General features: G+C 60.7%; 38 protein-coding genes. 1 reads left to right on the top strand and 37 read right to left on the bottom strand.

All coding sequences use genetic code 11. The features are described from left to right. Positions 1 to 2: 2 nt before the first annotated feature. The 32 genes from QO005_RS05210 to QO005_RS05055 all read right to left on the bottom strand — a co-directional run bounded on the left by QO005_RS05210 (position 3) and on the right by QO005_RS05055 (position 23,743). On the bottom strand, positions 3 to 3,338 hold the full coding sequence (locus QO005_RS05210; RefSeq protein ID WP_307156927.1) for a TipJ family phage tail tip protein: 3,336 nt from the start codon (positions 3,336 to 3,338) through the stop codon (positions 3 to 5). Then, the gene (locus QO005_RS05205) at positions 3,335 to 3,754 is read right to left on the bottom strand and encodes an NlpC/P60 family protein (RefSeq protein WP_307156926.1); all 420 of its coding nucleotides are present in this window, start codon (positions 3,752 to 3,754) and stop codon (positions 3,335 to 3,337) included. The genes QO005_RS05210 and QO005_RS05205 overlap by 4 nt, the downstream gene beginning before the upstream one ends. A gap of 171 nt (positions 3,755 to 3,925) precedes the next feature. Further along, positions 3,926 to 4,450, bottom strand: coding sequence for a hypothetical protein (locus QO005_RS05200; protein ID WP_307156925.1), 525 nt, complete (start codon positions 4,448 to 4,450; stop codon positions 3,926 to 3,928). Beyond that, positions 4,447 to 4,869 carry a hypothetical protein gene (locus QO005_RS05195; protein WP_307156924.1) on the bottom strand — a complete coding sequence of 141 codons (423 nt, stop codon included), beginning with the start codon at positions 4,867 to 4,869 and terminating at the stop codon, positions 4,447 to 4,449. Before QO005_RS05195 ends, QO005_RS05200 begins: the two co-directional genes overlap by 4 nt. After that, entirely contained in the window at positions 4,866 to 8,711 is a 3,846-nt protein-coding gene (locus tag QO005_RS05190) for a phage tail length tape measure family protein (protein WP_307156923.1), read from the bottom strand. Before QO005_RS05190 ends, QO005_RS05195 begins: the two co-directional genes overlap by 4 nt. Further along, positions 8,711 to 9,016 (bottom strand): DUF1799 domain-containing protein, encoded by a 306-nt coding sequence (locus QO005_RS05185; protein ID WP_307156922.1) that lies wholly within the window; start codon positions 9,014 to 9,016, stop codon positions 8,711 to 8,713. The genes QO005_RS05190 and QO005_RS05185 overlap by 1 nt, the downstream gene beginning before the upstream one ends. Positions 9,017 to 9,072: 56 nt before the next feature. Continuing rightward, positions 9,073 to 9,519 (bottom strand): hypothetical protein, encoded by a 447-nt coding sequence (locus QO005_RS05180; protein ID WP_307156921.1) that lies wholly within the window; start codon positions 9,517 to 9,519, stop codon positions 9,073 to 9,075. A gap of 32 nt (positions 9,520 to 9,551) precedes the next feature. After that, positions 9,552 to 10,478, bottom strand: a complete 927-nt coding sequence (locus QO005_RS05175) for a phage tail tube protein (protein WP_307156920.1) — start codon at positions 10,476 to 10,478, stop codon at positions 9,552 to 9,554. Between the two features lie 3 nt (positions 10,479 to 10,481). Next, positions 10,482 to 10,649: a hypothetical protein gene (locus QO005_RS05170; protein WP_307156919.1), complete on the bottom strand. Its 168-nt coding sequence runs from the start codon at positions 10,647 to 10,649 to the stop codon at positions 10,482 to 10,484. After that, positions 10,646 to 11,062, bottom strand: a complete 417-nt coding sequence (locus QO005_RS05165) for a phage tail terminator protein (RefSeq protein ID WP_307156918.1) — start codon at positions 11,060 to 11,062, stop codon at positions 10,646 to 10,648. Before QO005_RS05165 ends, QO005_RS05170 begins: the two co-directional genes overlap by 4 nt. Next, positions 11,059 to 11,634 (bottom strand): phage virion morphogenesis protein, encoded by a 576-nt coding sequence (locus tag QO005_RS05160; RefSeq protein ID WP_307156917.1) that lies wholly within the window; start codon positions 11,632 to 11,634, stop codon positions 11,059 to 11,061. Before QO005_RS05160 ends, QO005_RS05165 begins: the two co-directional genes overlap by 4 nt. 1 nt (position 11,635) lies before the next feature. After that, complete coding sequence (locus tag QO005_RS05155; RefSeq protein WP_307156916.1) at positions 11,636 to 12,073, bottom strand: gp436 family protein; 438 nt, start codon at positions 12,071 to 12,073, stop codon at positions 11,636 to 11,638. 9 nt (positions 12,074 to 12,082) lie between these two features. Further along, the gene (locus tag QO005_RS05150) at positions 12,083 to 12,421 is read right to left on the bottom strand and encodes an HI1506-related protein (RefSeq protein ID WP_307156915.1); all 339 of its coding nucleotides are present in this window, start codon (positions 12,419 to 12,421) and stop codon (positions 12,083 to 12,085) included. Between the two features lie 123 nt (positions 12,422 to 12,544). After that, on the bottom strand, positions 12,545 to 13,441 hold the full coding sequence (locus QO005_RS05145) for a Mu-like prophage major head subunit gpT family protein (RefSeq protein ID WP_307156914.1): 897 nt from the start codon (positions 13,439 to 13,441) through the stop codon (positions 12,545 to 12,547). 12 nt (positions 13,442 to 13,453) lie between these two features. Then, the gene (locus tag QO005_RS05140; protein ID WP_307156913.1) at positions 13,454 to 13,861 is read right to left on the bottom strand and encodes a hypothetical protein; all 408 of its coding nucleotides are present in this window, start codon (positions 13,859 to 13,861) and stop codon (positions 13,454 to 13,456) included. Further along, the gene (locus QO005_RS05135; RefSeq protein WP_307156912.1) at positions 13,858 to 14,919 is read right to left on the bottom strand and encodes a phage protease; all 1,062 of its coding nucleotides are present in this window, start codon (positions 14,917 to 14,919) and stop codon (positions 13,858 to 13,860) included. Before QO005_RS05135 ends, QO005_RS05140 begins: the two co-directional genes overlap by 4 nt. Before the next feature lie 364 nt (positions 14,920 to 15,283). Then, positions 15,284 to 16,579, bottom strand: a complete 1,296-nt coding sequence (locus tag QO005_RS05130) for a phage head morphogenesis protein (RefSeq protein ID WP_307156911.1) — start codon at positions 16,577 to 16,579, stop codon at positions 15,284 to 15,286. Continuing rightward, positions 16,576 to 18,132 carry a DUF935 domain-containing protein gene (locus tag QO005_RS05125; RefSeq protein WP_307156910.1) on the bottom strand — a complete coding sequence of 519 codons (1,557 nt, stop codon included), beginning with the start codon at positions 18,130 to 18,132 and terminating at the stop codon, positions 16,576 to 16,578. The genes QO005_RS05130 and QO005_RS05125 overlap by 4 nt, the downstream gene beginning before the upstream one ends. Then, complete coding sequence (locus QO005_RS05120; RefSeq protein ID WP_307156909.1) at positions 18,132 to 19,493, bottom strand: terminase large subunit domain-containing protein; 1,362 nt, start codon at positions 19,491 to 19,493, stop codon at positions 18,132 to 18,134. The genes QO005_RS05125 and QO005_RS05120 overlap by 1 nt, the downstream gene beginning before the upstream one ends. Further along, positions 19,490 to 20,059: a phage protein Gp27 family protein gene (locus QO005_RS05115; protein ID WP_307156908.1), complete on the bottom strand. Its 570-nt coding sequence runs from the start codon at positions 20,057 to 20,059 to the stop codon at positions 19,490 to 19,492. Before QO005_RS05115 ends, QO005_RS05120 begins: the two co-directional genes overlap by 4 nt. A gap of 3 nt (positions 20,060 to 20,062) precedes the next feature. Next, positions 20,063 to 20,362: a VpaChn25_0724 family phage protein gene (locus QO005_RS05110; RefSeq protein WP_307156907.1), complete on the bottom strand. Its 300-nt coding sequence runs from the start codon at positions 20,360 to 20,362 to the stop codon at positions 20,063 to 20,065. After that, complete coding sequence (locus QO005_RS05105; protein ID WP_307156906.1) at positions 20,362 to 20,697, bottom strand: DUF2730 family protein; 336 nt, start codon at positions 20,695 to 20,697, stop codon at positions 20,362 to 20,364. The genes QO005_RS05110 and QO005_RS05105 overlap by 1 nt, the downstream gene beginning before the upstream one ends. Then, the gene (locus QO005_RS05100) at positions 20,694 to 20,912 is read right to left on the bottom strand and encodes a TraR/DksA C4-type zinc finger protein (RefSeq protein ID WP_307156905.1); all 219 of its coding nucleotides are present in this window, start codon (positions 20,910 to 20,912) and stop codon (positions 20,694 to 20,696) included. Before QO005_RS05100 ends, QO005_RS05105 begins: the two co-directional genes overlap by 4 nt. Then, on the bottom strand, positions 20,902 to 21,048 hold the full coding sequence (locus QO005_RS05095) for a hypothetical protein (RefSeq protein WP_307156904.1): 147 nt from the start codon (positions 21,046 to 21,048) through the stop codon (positions 20,902 to 20,904). The genes QO005_RS05100 and QO005_RS05095 overlap by 11 nt, the downstream gene beginning before the upstream one ends. A gap of 58 nt (positions 21,049 to 21,106) precedes the next feature. Further along, complete coding sequence (locus QO005_RS05090) at positions 21,107 to 21,460, bottom strand: hypothetical protein (protein WP_307156903.1); 354 nt, start codon at positions 21,458 to 21,460, stop codon at positions 21,107 to 21,109. Further along, complete coding sequence (locus QO005_RS05085; protein WP_307156902.1) at positions 21,457 to 21,729, bottom strand: NAD(P)+ transhydrogenase beta chain; 273 nt, start codon at positions 21,727 to 21,729, stop codon at positions 21,457 to 21,459. The genes QO005_RS05090 and QO005_RS05085 overlap by 4 nt, the downstream gene beginning before the upstream one ends. Beyond that, on the bottom strand, positions 21,729 to 21,905 hold the full coding sequence (locus QO005_RS05080; protein WP_307156901.1) for a hypothetical protein: 177 nt from the start codon (positions 21,903 to 21,905) through the stop codon (positions 21,729 to 21,731). Before QO005_RS05080 ends, QO005_RS05085 begins: the two co-directional genes overlap by 1 nt. Further along, positions 21,902 to 22,408 (bottom strand): M15 family metallopeptidase, encoded by a 507-nt coding sequence (locus QO005_RS05075; RefSeq protein WP_307156900.1) that lies wholly within the window; start codon positions 22,406 to 22,408, stop codon positions 21,902 to 21,904. The genes QO005_RS05080 and QO005_RS05075 overlap by 4 nt, the downstream gene beginning before the upstream one ends. Positions 22,409 to 22,508: 100 nt before the next feature. After that, on the bottom strand, positions 22,509 to 22,868 hold the full coding sequence (locus tag QO005_RS05070) for a hypothetical protein (protein WP_307156899.1): 360 nt from the start codon (positions 22,866 to 22,868) through the stop codon (positions 22,509 to 22,511). Further along, on the bottom strand, positions 22,861 to 23,055 hold the full coding sequence (locus QO005_RS05065; protein WP_307156898.1) for a hypothetical protein: 195 nt from the start codon (positions 23,053 to 23,055) through the stop codon (positions 22,861 to 22,863). The genes QO005_RS05070 and QO005_RS05065 overlap by 8 nt, the downstream gene beginning before the upstream one ends. Next, positions 23,055 to 23,309: a hypothetical protein gene (locus QO005_RS05060; RefSeq protein WP_307156897.1), complete on the bottom strand. Its 255-nt coding sequence runs from the start codon at positions 23,307 to 23,309 to the stop codon at positions 23,055 to 23,057. The genes QO005_RS05065 and QO005_RS05060 overlap by 1 nt, the downstream gene beginning before the upstream one ends. Further along, positions 23,306 to 23,743: an ASCH domain-containing protein gene (locus QO005_RS05055; protein ID WP_307157076.1), complete on the bottom strand. Its 438-nt coding sequence runs from the start codon at positions 23,741 to 23,743 to the stop codon at positions 23,306 to 23,308. Before QO005_RS05055 ends, QO005_RS05060 begins: the two co-directional genes overlap by 4 nt. 161 nt (positions 23,744 to 23,904) lie before the next feature. Here QO005_RS05055 and QO005_RS05050 point away from each other — a divergent pair, with 161 nt between their 5' ends. Continuing rightward, complete coding sequence (locus QO005_RS05050) at positions 23,905 to 24,453, top strand: hypothetical protein (protein ID WP_307156896.1); 549 nt, start codon at positions 23,905 to 23,907, stop codon at positions 24,451 to 24,453. Positions 24,454 to 24,485: 32 nt separating this feature from the next. Here QO005_RS05050 and QO005_RS05045 read toward each other — a convergent pair whose 3' ends face one another. Genes QO005_RS05045 through QO005_RS05025 form a run of 5 tightly spaced genes read right to left on the bottom strand, consistent with a single transcriptional unit; the run spans position 24,486 to position 26,560 of the window. After that, the gene (locus QO005_RS05045; protein ID WP_307156895.1) at positions 24,486 to 25,133 is read right to left on the bottom strand and encodes a regulatory protein GemA; all 648 of its coding nucleotides are present in this window, start codon (positions 25,131 to 25,133) and stop codon (positions 24,486 to 24,488) included. A gap of 11 nt (positions 25,134 to 25,144) precedes the next feature. After that, positions 25,145 to 25,342 (bottom strand): hypothetical protein, encoded by a 198-nt coding sequence (locus QO005_RS05040; protein WP_307156894.1) that lies wholly within the window; start codon positions 25,340 to 25,342, stop codon positions 25,145 to 25,147. Continuing rightward, a complete protein-coding gene (locus QO005_RS05035; protein WP_307156893.1) occupies positions 25,342 to 25,611 on the bottom strand; it encodes a hypothetical protein in 270 nt (89 codons plus the stop codon). Before QO005_RS05035 ends, QO005_RS05040 begins: the two co-directional genes overlap by 1 nt. Then, positions 25,608 to 25,895 carry a hypothetical protein gene (locus tag QO005_RS05030; protein WP_307156892.1) on the bottom strand — a complete coding sequence of 96 codons (288 nt, stop codon included), beginning with the start codon at positions 25,893 to 25,895 and terminating at the stop codon, positions 25,608 to 25,610. Before QO005_RS05030 ends, QO005_RS05035 begins: the two co-directional genes overlap by 4 nt. Before the next feature lie 11 nt (positions 25,896 to 25,906). Beyond that, the gene (locus QO005_RS05025; RefSeq protein ID WP_307156891.1) at positions 25,907 to 26,560 is read right to left on the bottom strand and encodes a DUF3164 family protein; all 654 of its coding nucleotides are present in this window, start codon (positions 26,558 to 26,560) and stop codon (positions 25,907 to 25,909) included.

Genomic DNA, 26,560 nt, shown 5'->3' with positions numbered 1-26,560 from the left:
TCCTATTTCACCGAAATCGCAATCGGGCCGGTCACCGGTCCGCTCACGCCGTTGGCGTTCTGCGGCTGAAGCCACAGGTAGTTGGTGCCTTGCGGCAGACAGGTGGATGTTTCGAGGTAGAGAACCGCGTTATCGATCTGGCCCGCGAAGGTGTCTGTGGCGACGAATGCAAGCGCGGTATTGCCGGTCGCAGCGACCACCTTTTCCAGCACCGAAGCGCTGGCCGATCTTGAGACGCCGGAAACCGTCGTGCCGCCCGTCAAGGTCGGCTGGATCGATCCGGCTGAGCGAGTGAGATCATAGCTCAAGCGATAGGTGCTCCCGGCCGTGAGGCCCACGGCCTGGCTGAGATTACCGGCAGATCCCGAGGCATGGACGGCGGCACCCGAAGAGACAGACCAACCGGAGCCGAGCGTCCAACTGCCGGCGCTATCGAAACTGCCGCTGGACAGCAGGTTGGTGCGTGTCGCATCGCCAACGGCAAATGTGTAGGAACGCGAGGGATCGACGGCGATCGGCGATCCGACCGCATCGGTTTCGGTATTGAGTGTGCTGCTGGTCGAGCAGTAGATCTGGACGGCAGTCGTCGCCGCGTCATCCGATGTCTGAAGCGCGATCGTTGCACCGCCAAGGAGAGAAGTGACCGTGATATTGGCGACTGGCAGGGACGCAGGGGTCGCTCCATCGTCCTCACCGATCGTGACGGTGACGATCGATGTATAGGTGCTGATCAGGCCGGCCGCCGACAGGGCCGCGACGCGGACCTCGACAACATCTCCGTTGACATAACCCGTCACCAGGACAGCACCGTCGCCGACGCCAAAGTCGACGGGTGTCCAGGCGCTCGCTCCGGACTTGCGATGCTGCAATCGATAGGCCGCCGTCACGACGGTACCGCTGCCCGGAGTGACGGACACGCTCAAACCACCCGAGACTTCGGTTCCGACAAGACCCGTGTCGATCGATGTGATTGTCGGGACGGGAGGTGCGCCGACCTGAGTGTCGACATCGGCGCCGGCGCGACCAGACCATGCCGGTGGCGTCTCCGCATCGGTCAGCTCGTCGATGATGGTGGCAGCGTTCACCAGGCGCAGATGCGACGACATATCCTCGCCGGCCTCGACTCGGGTGACGATCATCGGAATGCTTTCCGATGAGAGCAACCCGACATGGACGAGGTCACCGACAACAGGCACGGCTGAAGGGGAAAAATCGGCCATGACGACGGTTTTCGACGTGCCGGCAACGGTTAGCAGCGTCGCCAGGACACTGTTGCCGATCGTGTCGTCGGCGTCCGCGAATTGGCGAAACCGCAGGCCATAAGTTAGGCCGGCCGTCATCTCGATCTCGCTGTCCAGCTCGATCGTGCGGCCGATGACATCGAGGACGCGGGCGGCAACCTGCGTGCGCTCCAGGACGTCGTAGGATGTCATCACCAGATCGCCGCGCGTTGCGACGCTGATCGGGCCATCCTGGACAAGCTCATAGGTGTCGATCCGGTAGAGCGCCTCGTACATGCGCCGGCGCGCTTCGATCCAGATCTCGTCTGGATTGGTCTTGCCCGGAAGCTCCAGCTGTTCAGTGAGCGTGATCGCACCCGAATGACCGGGCCAAGGCACTAGCCGCTCGTTCTGCTTATAGTCATAGGTTTCGTCAAAGAACTTGATCCGGAACCCGTGCGGCGGTTCGAAATAGGTACGGCTGGCTTTGAAATTCGACGAATTGCGCGGGTTGATATGGTCGACAACCAGATCCTGCGGCCGATCAATAATCACACTCCATTTGACGCCATCATATCTGGCTCGCGCCCGGCCTGCCCCGGCAATATCATCCAGACGCTCCCGCAGCGTGCGATCGTCGTCATGGACGGCATTGTATTCGAGCCCCTTGGATGTGCAGAACTCATGCCAGTCGGCCAGGGCATCCAGATCGATCTCGCTGTCAGAAACCGGCTTCGGATTGGACTTCGATTGCAGGCAATGGCGATAGAGCGATGCCGGATTGCGGGTTTCCCGACCGATCCAGGTGCCTGTGTCCGCGTCCCAATCCAGGCAGCGGCGGGAGGCGATGACGTTGAAATTGTCGAGCTGGCCGTTCAACTGATAGGTGGCTTTGACGCGCATGGCGATCATCGCCAAGGGATACGGGAAATCGATCGGGTATTCCGGCCGGATCGTTTGTAGCGCCACCCATGTCGTGCGGCTCTGATAGCTGGTCTTGGTGTGCTCGTCGGTCATCCGGGTGACCTCGATGTCGTAGCGACCGCGCGTGGCGAATGCCCAGGTGTACTGCCGATAGAACGCCTCCAGCTTCTGACTGGTGATCTTCATCGTGGTCACTGTGACGTATTCGTCGTCGGACGCGTTCGCAGGCTTCTGGCGAATGCGGATCTGCACCGACAGATTTTTCTTCTCACCCTCGTCGTCGACGCGACCGAGGCCAGCCGGAAAGCCGATGATGACAGATGCCGAGGATGCATCGGCACCCGTGGTGCGCACGATCGGGTCTTCCTTGGCTGGACCGCTGATGACCTTGCCCTGGTCGTTGCGTGGCTTGTTGCGGGTGAGCTCAACGCCAAGCGACAGCTCAAAGACCTGCTGATAATAGAGGCTGAAGGTCTCGTCGCTCGCAAGGCCTTCGCGGGTCTCAATGGTCAGCTCGTCATATTCGCTGATGTTGGTGTCGCCGATCCAGAAGTCCGACAGAGCCAAGCCGTAGTCGCCGCCATAGCCGACCAGGAAGATCGAGCGCAGATACTGGATGTCGCCGACGATCTCGGTGTAGCTGGTCGCGGCAAAGGGCGGAGCAAACCGGATCTTGCCATAGACCTCAGGGATGACACCATCAGGATCGAGATTATTGCGCCAGCCGTTGATGAAATAAGTCGGCTTGTCCTTCTTGTTGCTGGCGGGCGGGATCAGCGCATTGATCAGCAGGTTGCCGAGTACGGTCAGACCGAGCGTGATGCCGGCCGCAACAACCGTGGTCGCCGTCGTACTGCCAAGCGCCATGGCGGTCGCCCAATATTGGCCAAGGGCAGCCGAGGCAATCGCAACGACAACCGTCAGAACCGAGCGAAGCGCGCTCTTGCCCGGCACAAGGCGGATGACGACCCGCACGCTGGCATAGGGCCGGACGCGATGCCAGAACTGGCGATCGATGACGGCAGAGCCGCGATCACTGACCAAAACCACGCGCAAGAGCGCCAAGTCTTCATCGGGCAGTCCCGGCATGACGGTATCGAGGATCTCGGCAATCGTCAGGCCTTCCGGCAGTTCTTTGGTAATGCGGCCGACAGAGGGATCGAGGAATGGGACCGCGAGGACAGGGACAGTCATGCCGTCACCTGGAGCCGTTCGAAATGCCTTAAAAACCGGGTCAAACGCGGTTTCCAGACACCGGTGTCAACGCGCTCGATCTTGGCCTGGTCCTCGCCGACCACATGCAACATCACGCCCGGCCGCAGCACGATGCCGACATGGGTCTCGAACCGGCCGCGCCGGAAGATGGCGAGGTCGTACTCGGCCGGCGCATCGACTTCGCTCCAACGGATTGCCGCTTCATCGGCAAACAGCGTCTCGATCTCGACGGCCTCGTCGATCGAGACGAAGTCACCCGTGTAGGTGGGAAGGTTGATGCCGAGCTGTTCGCGATAGATCAGGCAGACCAGCGTCCAGCAATTGACGCCGCTCTCGCGATCATCGCCATGCGGGGCGTGCGGAATGCCGATATAATTTTGGGACCAGTGCGCCATTGCCAACCATGAAAAAGGCCGGGAAATGCCCGGCTTGAACTGGTCGCATCATCGCGCGAGAGGGACATCGCAAAACAGCCGGTAGGGTGACCGGGTGCCATCAGGACGGTTTTGGGGGAATGGAAAACCCCTACACGAATTCGACGGGCCTCGCCAGTGGTATGGCCAGGATCACGAAAACAGGCCTGGGAATTGACTGCGGGTCATTCGGCCACCAGGAGACCGTTCCTCCTCGATGTCCTCGCGGGAAAAGTTGAGGGTGATGTCGCCGGCCGTCAGATCAGCGCTGACGATCTGCATGTTGCGAAACTCGATTTCAATCAAGCTCGGCGAGGATGCCAGAACGACAGCCATATGGACGGTAGCCAGCGTCGTAAAGGATCGCAGTTCCTTGGCGATGTCGTTGTCGACGTTTTCGAGGACGAGATTGCCCGAGGTCGGCGCGTCATCGAGGTCAGACGGCAGGATCGTCGAGGCCAGCACGAAATAGAACGGCTCGGTGGTCGTGTCGCTGTCCATCCAGGACGAGCGCGTGCCATACATCAACGGCTCATCGGACAACCGTTCAGTGGCATCGGTCGACAGCCTGACGGGCTCGTCGAGATCCGGATGGGTGATGTAGAACAGCGCGACATAGATTTCGTCGGTCATACCGGCATCTTTGGCCAGCCGGGCATTGAGAGAAACGCGTCTCATGGCATCACCGTCACGCTGAAGGAAATCCGAAACTCGACGCCGACGATTGCTTCGGTGGGCACCTGATCTCCGAACACCACGAGCCATTGCTCGCCAAGCAAGATCGGCTGCCCAGTATCGGTCAGGATCGGATTGCCACTGTCATCCAGCAGCGGCCAACTGTCCGTTGTCGGATCGGGCATATAAAAAGGTGTGGTGCCATATCCGGTCTTCTCCTCGTAAAATTGGTCGAACACGGCCTTGTTGGCGCGACTGACCAGGATGGACAGCGAGACAGGTCGCGCGACAGCCGAGAACCGGCGGCGATAGCTCGGCACGGCGCTGTCGGACGGTCGCTTGATACGGGGATCGGTGGATGTGCGCTGCCAGGTGTTGCGTTCCGGACGCGGCAAACTCTCCGGCCAGATGGGGATCGTCATCGGGAAATCCCCTTCTTTTTGATGCCGTATTGCCGTTCGATTGTCTTAGAGGCAGTACCACCCTTGGTCCCAATAGCTGTCCCGACGGTATCGGAGATGACGAATTGCGTCTGGCGCCGGCCCCGTTCATCCGTGGTCTGTTCCGTCTGGACGTTGGCGCTGGAATAGTTGTTGACGATGATGTTGCCGCTTCCATTGTCATTGGACGCCGCGCTGCTCGCCGCCGATCCACCGACGACCCCGCCCTTGTCATAGCCGCGATATCCAAGCCGCATGGCATCGACGACATGGGCACCACCAGCGCGGGCGACATCGTCCTGGCTCCAGACGACTTCGCCCTTGTGCACGACGCCGGCAGGTTCCAACCGCCCGCCAGCACCCGTATAACCACCGCCGTCAAAGCCGTTCGTCAAGAATGAGCCGAGTGTCGTATTCGCTGTGAAACTGCTCGACGTCAGGCTGGACAGGATCGAGGACGACAGGCCGGAAGCGTTGCCGGACAGCAGGCTGGCCAGCCCATTACCCAACTGGCTCAGACCATTGCCAAAGACACCCAGGTTCTGAGTTGCGCCGGCGCTGCCCGTTGCCAGTTGATTCAACGCCGTAACGGCCTTCGATCCAGATGACTCGATACCCGGCCACAGTGATGCCTGCGCCGAGGTCAGGCCCTTGTCCCAAGAGCCGCCACCCATCCCGACCTTGTTTCCGCCGAGGTCAAAATGCATGGTGTCCAAAGCACCATAGGTACCCTTCCCTCCACCAAAATAGCCGCCCCAGCGGAACTGGTTGGCCAGCTCCGGGTATTTTTCCATCTGAACGGCGCGCGCCGTCTGGGCGAACTTTTCATAGGCAGAGAAGCTGGTGGCGTCCTGGTAATTGCCGAGCTGCTTGCCGGTCGCAAGATCCGTCAATTGGATGTCTGTCGCGAGGCCCTGACCGTGGAAGCGCGGATCTCCGGCGCGAACGCCCGAAATCGCATCGACCTTGAACCCAGGCGTGCGCTGGGCCGCCGTGTTGAGAATGTCGGTCAAACGAGGATCGACGCCGGCACCCTTATAATTGCCCCCAAAAGACATCGACTGGCCAAGACCGGCCAAGGTGCTCGACTGCGCTGTAGCTGTACCATTGCTGTTGGCCGCCTGCAGCCCGGCAGATGCAATGCCGGTACCAGACACTCCGCCATTGATCATCACCGTGCCGGCCGTGACCGCCATCTGGCCGACTGACTGGCCTCCACCGAACAACTTGCCGAAAATGCCTTTCACGCCACCCACGTCAGACAGAGTACCGTAATTGGATCCAGTCAACGCATTCTTCAGCGGATTGGAGACGGCCAGCGACAGAAACGTCTTTTGGATATCGGCCGAGATAGACTTCAGCGCATCGCCCGGCTTTCCAGATGCCAGACCGTCGACGATGCCATCGATCGCGCCTTCAGCGCTGGAGCGCACCTTTGACCAGGCTTCAGATGTCCGCGAAAGCTGGGCGTTATAGGCGATCTGTGCTGCGGTCGCCCGGCGCAGAGCCTCGGCCTTGTCACCCGACGCGCCGATCTCGCGGATCTTCTTTTCCAGATCATATTGCGCGAGCAGCGCTTCCTGGTCGGCCTTGCTATTGCCTGCAATCCCGACCTGAAACTGCAAACGGGCATTCGTCGTCGTCAAATCTTTGACGGCATTTGCCGCCTCGATCTGACCTTTCAGCCTCCCATATTCGGCAGCCTTCTGCCGGATGAGGTTTATTTCCTGCTGATCGACTGCCGTGCCGGTTCGTGCGGCCTCCTGCTTGATCGCCATGATCTGCTGCTCGGCAAACAGCTGCTCTTCCCGCGCCGCCGTCGTCTGGCCCACCAAGGAAAGTTCAAGCCGCTGTTGGGCTATGGTCTGGTCGAGGCTTTGGGCGCGCGCGGTCGCTGCATTGCGCGCCTCGACGGCCTGTCTGTTGCGCTCGGCCGTCAGTTCCCGGTCGATCCGCGCTTGTAGTCCGCCGCCGCTATCGCCATCCTGGCGGGCCGAGGCGCGCACCCGGGCCTCGATCGCTGCCAACTTCTCCGCATTGGTCCGCGCCAGAGCCATCTGCTGCTCGGCCGCAAATTTGGTGTCGGCCTCCCTGGCCGACGCGTCCCGAAGGTTCACATAGCGCGCCGTCTCGCGCTGGGCTGACAGTCCGGAGCGGGTGTCTTCCCGGTCCATCTGCTGGATAATTGCCCGGACCTCGCGCAAGGTCTCGGCCAGCTCTACGGCCCCCTTCGAAGCCAGGATCACCTCGTCGGCCACCTTCTGAAGGCCATTCAGCTGGCCGATCCGGCTGACATTGGTCGCGAAATCAGAGAGGTCGGCATTGCCGTTTTTAAGGCCGAGGGTCAGCTTGGCGATTTCGGCCTGGAACGGCTCGAACTTCGGCGAAACGGAAAAGGCATCCTGCGCGGCGGCCGTCAGCCGCTCCATCTCCGCGTTCAACTTGGCCGGCGCATCACTGGACTTGCGCAGTTCGTTAAAGGCGGCTTCTGTCTGAGCCTCAAAGGCACCCAAATCGCCTTTTCCCGACCGAACTGAAGCAAGCAGATCATTGATCTGCTTCTGGAAAGGAGAGTTGGTGGTTGCCAGCAGTTTATCCAGTCCGGCTGTTGACGAGCCGAAGAAGCCTCCCTTCAGTGAACCGCCGAAGCTTGTAGCCAGGCTCTCGGACTGCTTCTTGATCGCCGTTTCCAGCGTGGCAATCTCGTTTCGGGCGGAGGCATCGGTAAAGCCCGCGCCGCCGATCGGCATGGCGGATTTGATCGCGGAACCGAGATCGCCATACTGTTTTCGCAACCGCTCAACCGTCGCCGCATGGCTCCCCAGCACGTCCTCAAGTTTTTTGGCATCCTTGCTGGATTGCGAAAGGCTCATGCCGAACTGGATCGCGGCAGCAGCCCCGGCGGTGAGCGCGATCGCCGCCATCGATGTCGGGCTGAGGAGAGAGGTGAGCGCCGCACCGGTGGTCTTGGCCGCCTCCTTCATCGACATGCCGGCATAGCTTCCGGCTATCTGGCTGCCCTGCTGCAAGCCGATCATAGCAGGGCTCATGCCCATGGCAGCGGTCGTAGCGATGTCCTGGAACTGGTACATCGTGCTTGTGGCAGCAAACGAGGTATTTGCACCGCCCTGTCCGGCCTTGATCGCCGTATTACGCCCCTTGATCGCATCGATCGAGGCAAGGGTCGCCTGCCGCTGCCGGCTGATTGCTGTCGTCATTTCATCGGCGGAAATCGCACCTGCCGCATGGGCTTGGCGAATCTCAGCCACCGCCGACTTGTAATTGATTGTCACTGCATAAAGCGGATTGTACTTCGCTCGCAACCGATCGAGTTCCTGCCCATAAGCAGCGATATCCGCACCGCGATCCGGCGTAATCGTGGCTTTGGCAACCACCGCCTCCGCATAGCGTTTGTTGGCGGCCGCAGCATTGCCGGCAGCCGATGCCAGCGCGTTATAGGCATTTGTCTCCTTCAGCTTCAGGTCAATCGCCTGGGACGCGGAAATCACGCCCATCCGTTGCGCCTGGTCGATCTGCTGCAGAGCGTTCTGATACTTCTGCTGGGCAGCAAACATCGGATCGAACTTCGCCTGCAACCGATCCAGTTCGGCGCCATAGGCAGCGATTTCAGCGGCGCGCGAATTGGTGTTGGCGGCCGGACGAGACAGGCCGGCTTGCTGCTCGATCAGCGCCTGCACCTTGGTCGCGCTGGCCGCCGCCTCAGTCCCGATGCCGGCCAGCGCCTGCTTTGTAGCCTGCGCGCCGGCTGGCACCTGGCTGGCATCGAGCGTGACGGTGGCAGCAAGTTTCAAAGGGGCGACCATCAATCATCTCCGCTGTTGAGGATCGGCAGCGCCGCTTCCTCCATCACCCGCAAATCATCCCAGACCCGATCGGCATATTTGCCCCTGCGGAACACGACGTCGCAGGCGGTATAATCGAGGCCGATCCAGACCATGCCGCCAAGCCCGACACCGACGACGCGCCATTGCGTGTCGCACGCCAGGAACGCCATCAGGCTGTCCCAATTGCAGGCGGCGACCGGATCGCAATCCTCGTCGCCGCCGGTGTCATCCGATGCCACCTGGAGACCGAAGGCCGCGAACTCGTCCCGCACGCTCTCGGTCATGGCTTGTGGCTTCGTCCGGTCGATCTTGCCGGTCCGATGCCGCGCCCAGCTCTGGGCTAGTTCTTCAAGTTTCCCAATCGGGCCTTGTCGTTGGAAACGGCTTCCTGGTAGGCGCGATTAAGAGCCACGCGAATGCGATCGAAGCCAAGCGCCAGATCCAGATTTTCGGAACTGAACGGCAGCGCCTGGTCGTTGGCATCGATAATGCCGCGCCAGTTGGTGACCATCAGGTGGAACATGTCCCGGTCATGCTCCTCGATCTGTTTGCCGATGGCGTCGGCCTTGTCCTGGGCAGCCATGTAGTCTGCTGCAAATTCATCAGCTGTCGGGAGCTGCCTGACGAGGGCGGCCCGCTTGTCGTCATATGCCTTCAGTTCGTCCTTGCCGCGAATTGCCAGCTCGACCTCGAACGTCTCCTCCTTCAGCGTACCGGGATTGTCATTATCCGGTTCCAACACGGAAACAGGCCACCAGGCGGTGAGAACGGGTACCAGTTTGAACATGCTTCAAAGCCTTTTTGAGAGCCCTTCAGGGCCTACTTGACGGTGATGGTGAATTCGTCGTTACCGGCAGTCGGCAGCAACATTAGCGGCATCTTGTTGTTGAGGATCTTCTGGGTCTCCCCATAAGTCGTGCGGCCGATCTGCACGCGCGGCGCATCGAACTGGACGATATTCCCCGCAGTCTTGCCATGCTGGGCAGCCATCACGCCGGTCTCGTGCGCCTGGGCCGCGGCAAACCAGTCCACCGTTTCCAGAGACGTCGTTGCCATCGTCGCCTCGCCGGTCATCTGCCGGTCGGTATATTCGATACTTTCCTCATTGATCAGCAGGCGCGGCTGGATATCGCCCGCCAGATCGAAGGAAAACGCCTCGCAGGCCCCGGCATAGCCCAGCAGCGAGAACGTGGTGTTTGCCTTGGAGACCGGAACCGGCTTGATGAACTTGGTGACGTCGATCGCCGGGTTGGCATCATCGGTGATCGTGCCGAGAAGGCCGGTCAGCGTGTAGCTGTAGCGGGCAATCTGGCTCGGCTGCATCGAGAGCTTCCAGGTGCCGCGTGCGCCGAGCAGCACATGCTTGATGCCGTCATTGACAAAATAGATCGAGGCAGCTTCGAACCCGCCAGAGATTGGTGTGTATTTGACGTCGGTGGCGGCCGTGATCACCTCGGCCATGCCGCAGGCGCGCATCAGAACGCCCCAGGCCGGAGCGGTTCCGGCCGTACCCGAGCCTGCCACTTCGACATCGAAGGCGACGCGGGCATAGTTGCCGGTCAGGATCACACCCTGATGGCCCATGTAAGGAAGGATCAGGTCGCGGCTGACATCGGTACCGAGCAGCGGCTCGAAATTGAAATTCCCCGCCTGCATGGCATTGGCCGCGCCGGTCGGGGCGGCATCCTCGCCATAGGTCGCCTCAAGCTTCACCAGCAGGGCCTTGTTGCGTGCGTATTTCGTCATGGCTCAGGCCTTTCCCTTCTTGGCGCTGGTTTCGTCTTCTGCCGGCGCTTCGTCCGACTGTTCGGCTGTAGCAAGATCGTGCTCGCCCCCTGTGACCTCCTCGGTGGAGACCCGGGTCAGGCTGCCGTCCGGATTGCGCAGATAGCTGCCGCCGGTCTGCGGGTTCGTCATGGCTGTTCCTCCTGGTAAAACGCAGTCCCGAACACGTCCTCGAACCAGACCATCCCGTCCTTGGCCTGCTGCAGCCGCCCGGTGATATGCTCCAGCGGCTCGGCATCGGCAGGCGTGAAGCCCAGGAGCCGGTTGCGGGCGAACGCCTTCAAGGTCTCGATGTCGCGGGCGGCATCTTCCGCGCCGCCGGCATTTTCGGTGATGATCACCACGGAGATGTCGACGGCGGTGCGTTGCAGGATCGGGCCGGTTGCCCGCTGATTGTCTTCGGAAGCCTCGCCGCTGACGAAGACATAGGCGGCAGGGGCGTTCCCCGGTCGGTCCTTGACCTGCGCCAGTTCGTTTGCGCCCTCAACGATGACGAAGGGCGTACCTGCCTGCTTCAGCCGGTCGATGATTTCAAAGACGATCATTCCACAGCCTTTCCGAAGTCGGTCATGATGATAGTGGCGATCTCGGCCCGGTCGGCATCGTTGATACCGAGATAGGGCCTGGCCGGAATGGTGATCTCACGCGCGCCGATGATCGCCTCAAGCTCGGTCGCCCCCTTGGTTCCGGCTTTAACGAAGCGAACCTTCTTCGAGCCGCGAATGCGCTTCAGGCTGAGCTTCTGGGACCGGGCTGTCTGCCGGATCACGCCCCCGAACTGGTGGATCGCGGCATATTCGACATTGGTGCCAATGGTGGCGCTGCTGGCATCGGAACTCGTCGACAGCGAGCTATAAAGCCGTACCGTGTCTCGCAAGATATGGTCCGTTCCGCGCATCTTGCGTCCACGCCCGGCGCGGACACTGGCGGTTCTCGCCTTCAGCGGCTTCCACTTCTGCCCGTCCGGCCCAATCTCCTGTTCGAAGCGCTGCTGGGTCGAGGTGAGCAGATAGGCCGCGACATCGCCCATGATTGCAGCCGGATTGTCCGCCACGGTGACGAGGCGCTCCAGCGTGGGCGTCAGTCCGTCGCGGATCTCGATGGAGGCGCCGGCCATTTCAATATCCTCTCAGCGACTGGCGGGAAAAGACTTTGGTGGCCGCAACGACTTTAACCTGTCCACCGCCAGATGCGGGCGGCACACCGCCGGTTTCGGTCTCAACCAGTTGCACGAGGCCCTTGGCAACGTCCTTGAAGAAAGAAACCGCCTGATCGTAAGCCCGCTGGACGGGGCTGTCCTTTTCGACGCCCTTGAAGTGCAGATAGTAGCGAGCGACGTCGCAGGTCAGCTTCGTCAGCACCTCGGGCACGGTTACAAGCGGCAGGCTGTAAGCCTTGCCGATGTAGCCATCGGCAAGCGCGGTTGCGTCCGCAATCGCGCGCTCGACCACGGTATCGTCGATTGCCGAAGCAGGCGAATTGACACGATCGGTCAGTTGGATCAGTTCCTTTTCGCCAAATCGGTCAATCAGATCCTGCTTCGTGCAATAGGTCATTGCGGCCCCTTAGGCTTCCGTCTTGGTATCGGCAGCGTCAGACACGACTGGCTTCTCGACCAACTCGGCGGTCAAAGCCGGCTCGGCGAGGATCTGCTCGATATTTTCCGGATGTAGATCCGTCAGGTCGTGGAGGGCAGGTTCGGCGGTATGGACAATGCCGCCGCGCCGGAAGCCCGGGACAGACGAAATCACCCGCAGCACAGGCTCGACCGTCTTATCCCAGGCAAGCATCAACGCATGGGTCAACGGATAGAGCTTTTTGAACTCGCTTTCGGTCAGGTTCCCGACCTTCTCCAGCCAACTCTCCTGGGCACTGACGGCACTGTCGTCTTTCTTCACAGCCATGGATTTTTCCTTTTCGGTTCCTGGTGGAAAAGCCGTCGAAGCCGGCTCTTGCATCAGGAACCGCCAGCCAAAGCTGACGGCTCCTTGCCTTGGGAGGCGATGGTTGAGATCAAACGAGCCTGATCACGCCAACCAAGGGCAGACCAGCACCTCGGCCGTGCCGTACCACTGGTTGGTGCCGCCATTGTCGGTCAGCTGGTTGCCGACGATCTTGCGGGCCGCGCCTTCCAGTGACGGCGGCACTATCAGCAGGCGCGGATTGATGGCGAGCGGATTGCCGTAATCGGCCTTCAGGCTGCCGAGGCCGACGCGGGCCGCCTCGTAGCTGGTGGCATCCAGCGTCTGCTTCGAGCCCCAGGCCTGTTGCCAAAAGCCGAAGCCGACCTGGCAGCGGCCATCGAGACCGTAGACATATTCCTTCTTGAAGAAGACGTTGTCGTCGCTCTCCTGGTCTTTACGGATCAGGTTCGTGAAGGGCTTGCGGCTCTGGTAGATCAGCGGCTTCAAGGCGCGGGTATCGTCGATCAGGAACCAGGCCGTGCCATTGCCGCCATCGGTATTGGCCACCGAATTGACGTTGCCCTTGGCATCGAGCACCGGATGATCGGTGTCGAAGAAATACTGGCCGTCATAGCACTTCGTGGCAAAGCCGTTCTTCAGGAGCCCCCAGACAAGCTGGTCGGGAAAGAGCGCTGCGTTCTGGCCAAGCTGCTGGAACATCGGCCCATAAATGCCGAGATTGTCGTCTTCGAAATCGTCGCGGTCGACGCCGATCGTCGTCTCATAGGACTTGTTGGTCAGCGTATAACCGTGGCTGGCAAGACCGTTGACCACGCGGTCGCCGATCCATTCGCGCATGCCGGGGAACTGGCCGAGCCAGCCATATTCCTGCGTCTTGGTGGTCGAGGTAATCAGGGTCGCGATCCGCGCCCATTGCGGAGTAGCCATTCCAAGACCAGCCTGGAAAGCTGCATTGAAGCCGACAAAAGCCGACTGGAGAGATTGACGCGTGATCAGCATGGACGGCCTCGTTTAGGAGAATTTGACCCACACGCCGTCATCGTCGACATCGAAGATCGTGCCGGCCACGGGACGCGCGGAAGAATTGGAGGTTTTGGCGACCGTCTGATCGTCGACCGCATAGCAGCTCGATCCGACATCGGCCAAGGTGATGGCGTCGGTCGATGCCGAATTGCCAAAACGGAAGACCCCGGTTTTGACGTCAGCACGAACACTGCCGTCTGCACCGGCGTTGACGACCCGGCGCTCGTTGCGACCGACAATCTTCAAGGTGGCGGTGGCGCCGGCCGGCACCAGCATGCCAGTCGTATCGATCGCCGCCATAGATCCGGCAAAGAGCGTCGTTGCCCCCTTGACCGGAAAGTTGCGGTTATCGCCAGAACGCTGGGGCGTGTTGCGATCTTCGGTCAGCGCCGTCATGCATCACCACCTTTCTTGGCCTTGAGGAAGGCTTCCTTGCTGAGACCCATTTGGCTCATCACCGCCAGATCCTCGCTCGTCAGCTCCGTTTCCGAGCCCGCGACAGGTGGCGTGACGCCGGCACGCTGCGTGGCAGTCAGAACCGGAGAGGCATCGGCGAAAGCCTTGAAGGCCGCCGGGTCCTTCTTGTGGAGGTCCAGGCCCCAGTTTTTGAGCGCCGGCGCAAGTCTGCCTTCGGTGATCGCCCGGTTGACTGCGGTCTCGGCTTCTTCCCCTTCAATCTTGGCTTGAAGGGTCTTCAAACCAGTTTGCAGAGCCGTGACCTGCTCAATCGGCACGAAGCGCGTCGGGTCGACCTCGCCGCGGGCCGACTGGATCGCCGTGACAATTTCGGTCGGCTTGGCGGAGGCGGGAAGGCCGGCGGCAGCGGCAATGGCCGCATTGCCGGTCAGCACACTGTTGATCGCGGTGAGAATAGCGTTCTCATCCGCGTCCTCGGAAAGCCCCAAGGCGGCAGCAATCGCTTTCATATCGTGTTCCTGGTTGGGTTGAGCACTGGCGGCCACGGCCGCAAGATCGAGATTGGGCACGTTGGTAAGGCCGGCGGAAATCAGCCGCAGCACCCGACCGCTCTTATCGTGCTGATAGACCGGAGAGATGTAGCGATATTCCTCGGCGCGAATGGACTGCGCAGCCTTTGCCGTCCATTCGACGAGGCCGTAGAGACCGTCGGCACGGGCTTGGAGTTGCTTGATCCAGCCTGCTGCCGGCGCTTGCCCGCCGACACCCGGAACGGCCGCAAACTGCGTCTGATGATCGTAATCGACCACGAGGTCGGCGCTGCCAGCGCGCTGCGCGGTCGCGGCGATCACCGCCTGCATGCCGTCCATGCCGTCGACCGAATAAGGACCGCGACCATCCCGGCCGGAAAACGATCCGATCGGCAACAACATGATCCAGCGACCCGACGCGCCATCAGCCGGCAACGCTGTGTCGGACAGCATCATGGAGTGAGCGGCGACAAGGCCGGGAAAGAGTGTTTGGGTGCGTTTCGTCATGGGGCGAGATTGCCCCGGCGCTCAATTTGAAAACAGCCGGTAGGGTGACCGGATGAGCGCGACCTGATCCGAAGCGGACAGGAAACTCATATCATGATCGAGGGATGAGGCAAGGCTTCGATTTTGAAGCCGGTTTGAAGCCCGTGGAGCGCTCTTTCGGGTTCGGCGCGCGCCACCGCCCGAAAGAGCGCTCCACGCGCGTCTGTGGCGCTTAAATCGGGCCTCCTTGAATTCCATGCCCGTGACGCGTATTTTGACTTTGTGGCCATCATGACAACCGGGAAATCGCACGTCCGGTTTGGTGCCCTGCAACGCAGGCTACTGTTACGGGGAGAGTGGCGTACCCCCTTGATGGCCACATCTCCTAAATCGTTCCGCTCATCAGGTCGTAGGTGTTTTTGTCGGTCAGGACGCGCGTCTCGACCAGACCAGCCGTCCGGATTGAATTGGTGACGATCGTTTGCGCCTTTCCCCCAGGTGGCCGGCCCTTGTCAGCAAAATCGATTTTCACCACGACCTTCGCCAGGCGCGGATCTTGGCCGCTATCGAAGACATAAAGAAGCGCACCATCGCGCCTGTCGCGCAGCACCGCCCGAGGCCGGTTGAGATTGAAGGGCAACTGCCGCAGAGCGGCCATATCAACCGCCTTGCCAGCGCCCGCTTTTGCGTCACGCACCATGTGCAGCGCTACCTGCTGCGTCAGGGTGATCGCACCGGACTGCGGCGTGATCCCGCCTTTGGCAAGCGACGACAGGACATCGTCCGACAAAGCACCGACGACGACGATCGAGCGATCGACGCGCCCGCCGGCCGTCGCCGCATCGAACCAACGGGCAAAGTCGTCGCCCAGTGGCTTGATCAGCCAGTCCGGATCTTTGTTGACCTGGGCGGCCATGACAGGCGGCGCGGCGATCAGCTTCTCGGCCGCGTCGAAGGCACGGTATCCCGCCTTGCCGGGATTATGATCCCAGCCTGGATCGATGCCGCGCGGGATCATCCGGATCTCACCTGTGCGCTTGTTGGTGAAGGCGACGAAGTCATCATCGGGCGGCGTAAACTTCAGCTCGCCCCGCATGCGTTCGACGTCCCGATCCGACAGGCTCTGCAAGGTGCAGCGGCAATTCCACCCGCAAGGCGGTGCCCAGGTGTCCCAATAGGGATGATCGACCGGAAGGCAGAGATTGTGCCGCTTGCGATGCTCCGGTCGGGTCCGGTCATCAAGAATGCACACATAACGCAGCCAGGGCCGGCGGGCCTTATTACGCTCAAAGGCTGCCCAATGCCCTGCCGCATAGGACACACGCATATTGGCGTTGAAGATCAGTTGCAGGCGACTGGTCGAGCCGAGCTGCGCTTTACGGCGCTCGCCGGTCAGCGGATCAGTGACCTGCTGTACACCCCACCAGCCCTTGGCCTGCAGGATCGGCGTGATCTGGCTGGCAAAGTCCCGGAATGTCTTTCCCTCTGCAAGGCTGGTTTGAAGGCCGTCGAACAGATCCGTGAGGATGTCGAAGCCAGCAGATTTTGCGACCGTGAGCTGCTGGGCATGTTCCTCTGCGTAGACATCTTGCCATGAGAAGGATGGAGCCAGCGTTTCACCGCGTGCTTTCAGCGCCTTGATCGCGTCTTCAGGTTTGAGTGCCGCGATCGTCGCGGTCATGAAAGGGCCTCGTCAGCTTCTCCGGAGATCCTCGCCGCAAACGCCGCGCGGGCGAGCTGCTGCACGAAGGCATTGACGCCCATGGCGCTGACGTGGCGCGCCATGATGGCCTGCGCTTCCTCGACCGAGGCTGCCCCACTCAACGCTTCGGCCAGGCCATCGACTACGGGCGGGGTCATTTCCTGCCAGTTGTCGTCCGTGATCCTGGCAGATGCAAGATCAATCGCATCATGATTGGCCGCAGCAGCTTGGCTTTGCGCGGCTATGGCTGTCGGTAATGGCTGGTCTTGCTGGTCAGATGGCTGCGCGCGCGCTGCGGCGCGGGGCATGAGTAATTCCTCATCCTTGTCGGGATCGGGTAGACCGAGCTTGTCGCGCATGGTCGACATGCCCACCTTCAGGCCCAGCGGCACCAACTTGACGACGTTCGAAACCAGATTGTTGATATCGGTCTCGTCCGGACGGCCGATACGGATCTTCGGATATTTCTTGCGCGGCCCGAGGTTGAGCGAGACCAGCGGAATAATGAGATCGCGGTTCAGCGTGGCGGCAAGCTGACGGGCATCGGCGCGCTCGATATCTTCGCGCACACCGTCATGCACCTTGCCGACCGCATAGCCGCCCGCCTGCGCGTCCGTCGTCCCGGTCTGGCCCAAGACAAGCTTGGAGATCTGGCGATCAAGCCAGTCGGCGCGCCGCTCATAAAGGTCGATGCTGCCAGTGATTGACGCCTGGACGAACTCGATCAGCATGCCCTCAGGGATCGTGGCGGCAAAGTCTGAGGCCACCGAAGAGACGGCGCGAAGCAGGATAGCTTTGTCCTCTTCAGACGCGTTCTCGCCGTATTTCCCGATCCGAAGCGGCTGACCGTAGGCCTCGCAAAAGATCGCCCAGTCAGACGCAGTGAACGTCTTGAACAAATAGGCCCAGGCGGCAGAGCGCGCCAGCCCGCCCCGGATCGTCAGGCCGGACTTGATCTTGGAGCGATGGACGATCCATTTGGCCGGCCATAGATCCTCGTCACCCGCTGGACCGCGAAGGCGCAGTGTCTCGCCATCATTGCGGTCGAACACGAACCAGCGCGGATCACGCCATTTCAGCGCGTCGACCGTCCACTGGCCCTCCGACGTGTCCCAAATGATCTCAGTTGCTGAAAACCCTTTGCCGACAGCATCGAGAATATCGAACAGCTCATCCTCAAGGTCGTCGCGGTCAATCACATCGCGCACGAGATCAGCAGCAGCGACATCGTCGGCGGCATCGCTTGCCGCCTCCACCGTGATCTCCAGCCCCGAGACCTGCCGTTTGCGGACACCGAGAACACCGGCATAATGTTCGTTGCGCTCCTCCATATCCTCGGCCAGTTCCAGATAGCGCTCTGGATCGCCGTCGAGCGATTCGCGCAGGATGCGGGCAAGCTTGGGCGGCGTGAGACCCGGAGCCTGATGATTGCCGACCGGGCGGCGCACGCCGATCACGGTCGGTGCGGCCTGCTCCTGCTTCATCTGGGTCGGGCGGATCGGGTTGCCGTACTGGTCGAGAACCTGGGCCATCAATAGCCTCCGCGTTTGTTGCGCATCGACGCCATCCGGTAGGGCTGTTCATCCTCGGTCTGGCTTTCGGAAAATCGGGGTTTCGGCGCTGGGGCCGGCTGATAGGCATATTCGCCAACCAGCCCATCGGCGGCGTGGATGCCGAGGAAGGCCGCCCAGGTGCGGTCGGCATGGTCGTCATCGCGCTCGGCGACAAAGCGCGGCGCACCTGTGGCAGACGCCACCTTGCGCAGCTTGTGCAGATCGGCCCGAAGCTTCTGGTCGCCCTGGCGGATACGCACGGTACGATCCTCGAACCGCTCCTTGCCGCGTGTCGCCATGACGAGCTTGTTGGGCGCGGTAAACAGCACGCCTTCGATGCGGCTGCCATAGCGGCGCTGCGCGTCTTCGGTCACCTTCTCGCCCATGCCGGTCTGGTCGATACAGGCCCGGCCGACCCGGTAGCGCCGCATCACATCGTCGAAGGCCTCGTCCATCTCGGCAAAGGTGGCGCGCTTCTGCTCGATGCGCTCCCGCTCCCAAAGGACGTCACCGATCTGCTCCCAAACCCAGATGACATGCAGGTCTTCGCGCCGGCCGATATCGCGCCCGACAAAGCAGACATTGCCCTGATAGCCCTCCGGATCACCGGCCTTCTCGTCCTCGCAGGAGGAAATCAGCTCATAGGAGAGCCAGGCACTTGCCTCATCGAGCCATTTCAGTTCGAATTCCTGCGCCCAGCTATCCTCGTCCGCCAGACCCGCGCGCAATTCTTCGATGTCACGCGGCAGCCCGTCGCGGACGGCCTGATAGATATCGACAATATGACGGCTCCAGGGATCGCTCTCCGGTCCGGTCGCAAGCTCGTAGAACTTGTTGCTCTTGCCGTTCGGGGTCGAGGTAACGCGAATGCTCCAGCCCTTGGAGATGACGGGAAAGAGCGCCCGCCAGATCTGCTGGCTGTCCTTATGAAAGGCGAACTCGTCCAGAAACACATTGGCGGAAAAGCCGCGCGCCGTATCGGGATTGGCCGGCAGCGCAGTGATCTTCGAGCCATGCGGCAGCGTCACTTCCAGCGCCTTGTGGGTGCCGCTCTCGCCTTCCCAATCGAACTCCGCCTCCTGAAAAGCGAGATCATAGGCCTTGCAATGGACCTTGATCCCCTCGTTCATCGCTTCGCGCGCCTGACGCTCCCCGCGCGACAGGATCACCCAACGCTCACGCTTTCCGGACACGGCGGCTTCAAAGCAGGTGTCAACCGTCTCCAGCGTGGTCGTAAAGGTCTTACCGGTCTGGCGGGCGAACATGCCGAGCTTGAAGCGTGAGCGATCGAGCAGCCAGCGCTGCTGGTAGCCATAAAGAGGAACGGCTGGGGACTTCATTTTTCAAAGATCCCGTAGATGTCTTCGCGGATCTTGCGCAAGACTTCCTGGCCGTCCGGCTTTTCACCAGATTGGACAGCCCCAGCGACCTGATCGACGGCCTTGATAAGCTTGGCTTTCGCCTGCTCTTCGGCCTTCCGGCGCAACTCAATTGAATGGCGTTGCGCGACCAGCGTCTCCTTATAGGCCTTCGCCAGTTCCATGGCGTTCTTGGTCCCCATCTCTTCTTTGTCCAGGAGATCGTCGATCAGGGTTTTCAGGAACTCACCAAGCACGAGATCGGTCTTGCCGACTTCGTCGGGGGTCAGACGCTCGGCAACCCCGGCATAGATAAACCGGCGCTCTTCCAGTTGCATGGTTCGCCTTGCCAGACGCGTAGCGCGGCGATTGAACGCCGACCTGGAAACAGGCTCGATGCCTTTGGCTTCAAGCCGATCGTTGAACTCGAACAGGATATCAGCCTGGGAGCGCCGGCGCTGGTTTAGCTCACTGATCGCCCAGATCAGATCGTCCTGCGCCTCCTCGGGCAACTGGTCGAGATTGGAAAGACGTCCTCGGCCGGCCATACGTCAGCCCCCCAGCGACGGCTTGGCGATGCCAGAGATGAACGACCGGCGCTCCACGTGATCGAGACCAGCCTGGGTTAGCGATGCGATGACCACGCTCCCGGCCTGCGTCGTGCGCACGGCCCCAAGCTCTGACAACTTTGAAAGCTGGGTCCGCACCCACTCACGCGACCGATTATGCCCGAACATCTCCAGTATGCGGGTCAAGATCGTTTCATTCAGGGTCGCGTTGCTCTCCTGCGCCAAGGCCTTGAGAACGACCAGGCGCGCATCCTCCGTCAAAAACTCGTTGAAATCACTCATTAGTCAGCCCCACGCTTCAGCAAAAAATCCTCGACCCGGCGCGTCGCCCGTTCCGTCGCTTCCGTCGCCTTCACCATGGCAGTCAGTTGAGCCTTCATCTCTGCCATATCCAGCTGGAGTTTCTGGACTGTCTCCTTGTCGGGCATGTGCTTCAGCTCCCCCTCAACAGCCTGAACACGGCGGTCATGTTCAATCAGGGTGCCCTCAACCTTGGTGATCCTCTCATCCAGTTTTCGCTCGCCGGACGACAACATGTTGCGGATCAAGGCCAGCAGATTGAGACCGGAAAGTGCAACGGCAATAAAGCTCGCAATAGCTGTCAAATCGAGGATCATCGGCAATACACCTCCCGCTCGATCTCGGTCTGACAGTTGATGCAGCGCGAAGCAGCCGGATAGGCGCGCCTGCGCGCCAGCGGGATCTGCTGCCCGCAATCGACGCACTCGTCTGCGCCATCCCTCCGGAGATCCGCCCGGGCTGCCGCGACCTGCGCCTCTCGCTCTTGCTCCACCCGTTCCTCGGCCAATTCAAAATGGGCATTACTGAACATTGGCGCCCCCCGAGACGGCAGCGGCGCGACGGGCCTCGCAGGTGCGCAGCGCCGTCCGATCTTGCCCCCAATAGGTCGCGCTTTCCGGCTCACTCAGCCGCCGATCCGGCAGCGAAACAGGGGCGGCGCAGGGCACCTTGGATGCCTCCGGGACCTCGCGCTCGACATAGACTGTCTTGACGACGGGCGGGGTGTCAGCGCTGATTGAGCAGCCGGACGCGAGCGCGGCTAATGCCACCAGTGCCATCATCCGGCAAAGACACATTCTGTTTCTCCAATGCATCGGCACGCTGGTTGGCGGCCTCGATCTGATCGCGGGCCGCATCCTGTGCGGCCATGGTTTGCTTGAGGGTTTCGGCAATCTTTGCCTGGGCAGCCGCGTTCGATTTCTCGATCTCGGCGCGCCAGTAATTGTCGCGCTCGCTGCGAGCCGAGGCTGCGGCTTTATCTACCAGGCTCTCGACCTTGCTGACCGCAGCAACCCCGCCCCAGACGATAGCGGCGGTAATCGCAAGAGCGCCGAGGCCGATCACGAGATAACGGTTCATGACTGACCTCCGGCGGGAGGATCAAAACAAGGCGGATCGGGCTTCGGGCCGCGCGTCATCGCCCGCATGTCCAGAGAACCGAAGGCGCGGTGGACGCCGAGCAGCGCCACGATCAGGCCAACCATGCTCGGCACGGCGATGGTGCCGAAGGCGACCGCCTGATCCGAGCCGAGGCAGGCCGACAGCGTCAGCGCCAGGATCACCGCCCAGGCGAGAGCGCCGGAGCACCAGAGCCATTGTTTCGAGGTGGTGTAGGACGGCCGCTCCATCAGTCGTCGCTCCAAGTCTCACGGATCAGCCACGCAAAGGGAACGGCCAGGAGAGCGGCGACAACGGCATTCAGCAGGGCGTGACCGGCAATCCACGATGCGCCGGTGCAGACGGCCAGATAGATACTGGCCAGCACCGCCGTCATAGCCACCTTCCGTCTGATGCTGATCTTCATACGATTGCCGCCTGGAAATGCATGCCGTCGCGGCGCTGCGGCGACCAGCGGCCGCCCCAGATCCAGCCTTCGTCTTCAAACGCATCCACGACACGCTCATCCATGTCGGGCGTCGGATCGCCGAGACCGTTGTTGGCCGGATCGAGATCCACGGCGCAGCCATAGGCGTGCATGGAAAGGGCAGCCTTGCCGCGCATCTGCCGCCAGTTATAGCCGCCGCCGATCAGATGGATGCCAGCGCCCTCGATGTTCTTCTGGTTCCGCCAAAACGCGTCCCAGATATTGCCGAGGACGCGGCCGAGGCTATCGGCGCACTTGGCATGAACGCGGAAGGATTTGATGGGCAGAGAGGCGTCCCAAGCGGCAACAGCCTTCCACGGGATCGGCACCAGCACGAGGTTTGCCTTCTCCCAGGCCGGATCAGGCCCGGCGACACCCTTGGTGATTTTGAGATTGCTGCCGTAGAAATCGGCGACGGCGGACTGTTTCGGCCAGTTGTTCATGATCGTTCCCAGCGAAAGAAAAAAGCCGGGCAAGACCGGCTTTGCTGAGATCGAATTTGCTCGTTATGGGCGTGTCAAAACAGCCGGTAGGGTGACCGGGTCAATAATCGAAGAGATCGAGTTGATTGGCTTCACCGGAACGTAGCCACTTGCTAACTGTCTTGTGGGTCGTGTGCAGCTTGCGGGCAATATCGTTCGTGTTCAGGCCCTTATTATACTTTAAATGGCTGGCGATAAAGGGCTTTGCTGTCGGCACGTATAAAGCACCAGAGCCGACCTTTGCTGCCAACCGCATAGCTGCGTCCATCCCCATTTCTGCGGCGACTGACGAACCCTTCTGAGGGTTCTCCGAAAGATAGACATAGGAGCCGCCGAAGGCGAGCAGGAATTCGATAGCCTGCTCGATGCCGATCGCCGTCACATACGGCTGGATATGGGCGGGCACGCGGATCTCAGCCACGGCGCACCTCCAACTGCTGCTCGATGATCAGGATTTCCTTCGTCACGGCTTTCAATTCTCCGAGTTTTTCATATCTGCCACGCTCGTGCGGGCGCATGGTTTGAAGGCGCTTCAAAAGCGCTTCACGCCGGTCTCGCAGCCTCTTCAAATCGTCCGTGAGAAAAAGAGGCAGCGCGGGCGTCATCATCAGATCCTCTTGCCCTGCTGAACACGGAAGCAGGTCACGACATCTTGGTCCTGGATGACAAACTTCATCCCATCCGCGATCACCTTGGCAGCGCCAAAGCGGACGCCGGTGGTGCACAAGTCGCGGATCTCTGCGCGGATCGCCTCGACATCAATGCCGTGCCTGCGCTCCAGGAAGCGAAGAACAGCATGGTCGGTGACGACGGCAATGGTGAAGCCGGTTTCCGGCATTGGGTTGGCGGGAGGCTTCCTCATGGGCGCGGCTCCCACTTTATAAGAACGCCTTGGAAGACACTTTGGCCATAGCTCTGCCGCCAGAAACGCCCCATGGTTTCGCGTGCCGTCGCGCCTATCAGCTTGGCCGGCGCATGGCCAGCCAGGCGCAACGGATCAAACCCGTCTGAGGCGGCGAAAGGCTCGATCTCGTCCCGATGCAGCGGCTGCCCATCGATGGCAATGTAGGCAATGCCGGCATCTATCAGATCTGTCGACATGATCACGATCGGCAACACCGCAATGCAGACGGGGTCCTCTATGATCGCCCGGCAGTAGCGTGTCCGCATCCCCTGATACAGTTGGATAGGCTCGCCGACATGGGCATGGCGGCGGCGATAGCCCCTGATCGTGTGGGTCTTGGTACCGTCCTCGATCTGTGGGGCGAAAAATGATTTAAAGCCATAGGCGACCATCACGAATCCACCTTTCCGCTTGTTGCTGAAAAAATAGAAGGATTAGAGTCTGTGGGAGATCTGTACCTATCCACAGCCTTGGCTTTGGGTTGAGCGAGGTTATGCTTAAGCTGTGCGCCTGGATCATAGGCAACAGCTTTAGATGTTTGGAAACCAGGGAAATGATTGAACTTAAACCCGATCTGCTGATTTCCGCAGCATCTGCATTGTTCGCATTGCTTTCTGCAGCTTTTGCACTTCACTCTGCCCGTCAAGCAAAGCGCCAAGCAGACGCGGTCCTCGGCGATATCCCTCCGTCCTTCTCTGTTTATCAACGGGATTTCGAAGAATTTACTTCTCACGCCACCATTGTAATTGAGATCGTGAATCATAATCGTCGGCCGATGTTGATCCATGAACTGGCGCTTGATTATCGTGAGGGCATCATCGTGTTTGAGGATGGAAAGGATACTGCTAGCGCAATAATTTCCCTGCTTAGAGCTTCCAGAAACCGCGCCCATAGATTTGACATACCGTTGCGCCTCGCCGGCTGTGGCCCGAACATGCAGCCAGAGAAAGTTGGTTTGACCTTCTGCTGCAGCTGGCAAAGTGAAGTTCCGAGACGTCCGGTCGAATTCGGTGTGCGCGGAGAGTTTCTGCTGGATGGAGACCGCACCGTTTACCTTGGTTACGGGTCCACGATTATAGAACCTCCTAAGCACGGATGGTGACGCAAACTGCGCGAGCATGGGGTCTCCAAGCATCAAGCACCGCCCTTCCTCGCTCGAACCCGTTCACCGAATGCGTTCATTACCAACTGCCAGTGTCTGGCTGTTAGATCCCCGATCCACCGAACGTCATCACCGGCAAGCGCCATCACCTCCTGGTCAAAACCCTGACGGACGATCAGGCTGCAGCCGGGATAGAGGATCCTCCACTGCGCCCAGGCGATCTTCGCCCCGTCGCTCGACAGCCAGTCATAGCCGTTGTTATTCCCGAAGCTAACGCCCGCCTCGCGCGCCAGCCACCGCTTCAGGCCTTCGATGGCCGAGCGGGCATCGTCGGCATGGTGGAGAAAGCGGACATGGTCCAGCCCGGTCTGCCGGGTGACGAAGGCGAGCAGCGCGGCATCGTCACGGTTCTCGACAACACCGAGGTTCCAGCCCGCAATCCAGAGCGCCTGGAGCTTCTTGGCGAATTTTCCGGTCAGCGACTTGCGTTTGCCTGCGCCGGCCGGAGCCGGCGCGAAGCCTTCGTTGCGAAACACCGTCAGCACCGTCTGGCGCTCGGCCTCGGTCATCAGCTTGACCGAGGCCTTGCCGGTGATCTTTTCGAGCTTGGCGCGATAAGTGTCGTCGTCCAGGCCGAGCTGCTTCTTGGCGACGTGGATAGCTGCGATGGAGGATGTCATAGGGGATCCTTTCACGGCTTCGTCGGCTTAGGCGGCGTCAGGCCGCATGCCTTCTGTGCTTTTTCAATTTTGGAAAGTTCTTCCAGGAGGAACCCAAGGGAGCCGTGGTCGGAAACCGAGATTTCGATTGTGACGACAGCCTGGGAGCCCTTCACAGCGGCGGAATACTTCTTCAGGCGAGATGCCTCGCAGAGATAGATCGTACTCATCAAAGAACGACCTCCTGACGAGACTGCTCATGCTGATTTTCAGCTGCCAATTCGGCCTCAGTCATCAGATGGCTGGCAGCCACCTGGGAAGGCGTTGGGCACGGATCGTAGATGTTGACGACCTGCAGGATGTCGCTCACCCCGAAAACAGCGCTGCACTGGTAGCGAACGATGTGCAGCTGTTCCTGCTGTTGGGTGATGGGCATAACGGGCGAGCCGCAAACGGGGCAAGTCGTCTCCGCTTTCAGTCGAGCGTAAAGGTGGTTCATGCTGCACCTCCTAAACGCTCGCAGATGACGTCGTTCGTGACAATGACATCAATCCCTGCGTCCTTCACGATGCCATATCCTTCAACGAAATCATTGGGATTGAAGTCGCACACGCCGTGAGCCGCCAACTGTGCAATGTGTTCTGCATGACGCTCCAAGGCATCTTCGCCATCGCCAAAATCGGAGATCGAGGCGTTAAATTCAGGCATGAGGGGAGCAAGCTTCTCAGGCTCGATGTAAACGGCCACCCGCGTCGTCACGTTAAAGACAAATCTTTTCGTCATCGCCATTCTCCTCATGCCTTGGCCAGATCGATGGTCACGGCCTGCCAGGCATCGGCAGCGCTCTGGCGGGTGTAGAACCGGACATACTCCTTGGAGCCCGTGACGGTGATCGAGTTGCGGATCGCCTCCATCGCGCGGTTCCAGCGCTCGTCTTCGATGTCGAGGCGCAGCAGCATGAACAGTTCAGACTTGTTGATCTGGCCTTCCTTGTCGGTGTTGAAGGCGCGGGTGACGATGGCCTGGATCTCCGGGCGGCTCTCGGCCGACCACTCCACCAGGCACTCGTCGATCAGCCCCTTGGCGATCTGCAACTGCGGACCGAAGCTGATCTGATCAGCCACCTGCACCACCACCTTCATCTTGCCGTCGATGGTCTGATAGGTGCGGTTGCCCTTCTGGCCCCCGATCTTTGCGCCGTATTCCTGGGCGAGCAGCGCATCGAATGCGCCGAGATCGGCAACGGTATGACCGCGAAACCGGGCGACCTGCGCCGAAAGCTCCATGGCGTATTTCATGATCTTGCGGACGGTTTCGTCCTGCAGCTTGTCTTCCGGCTTGATATTGCCGACCGGTAGAAGATTGCCCTTGGCATCTTCCATGAACGGACGGCCGCTGATGATGGTGATCCCGTCGCTACGGGTCTCTTCGAGAATGACAGCTTCCAT

Source organism: Allorhizobium paknamense, assembly GCF_030815125.1.
Lineage (GTDB): Bacteria > Pseudomonadota > Alphaproteobacteria > Rhizobiales > Rhizobiaceae > Allorhizobium > Allorhizobium paknamense.
Note: the sequence above shows the minus strand (reverse complement) of the source record. Positions and strands in the feature narration are given on the sequence as shown.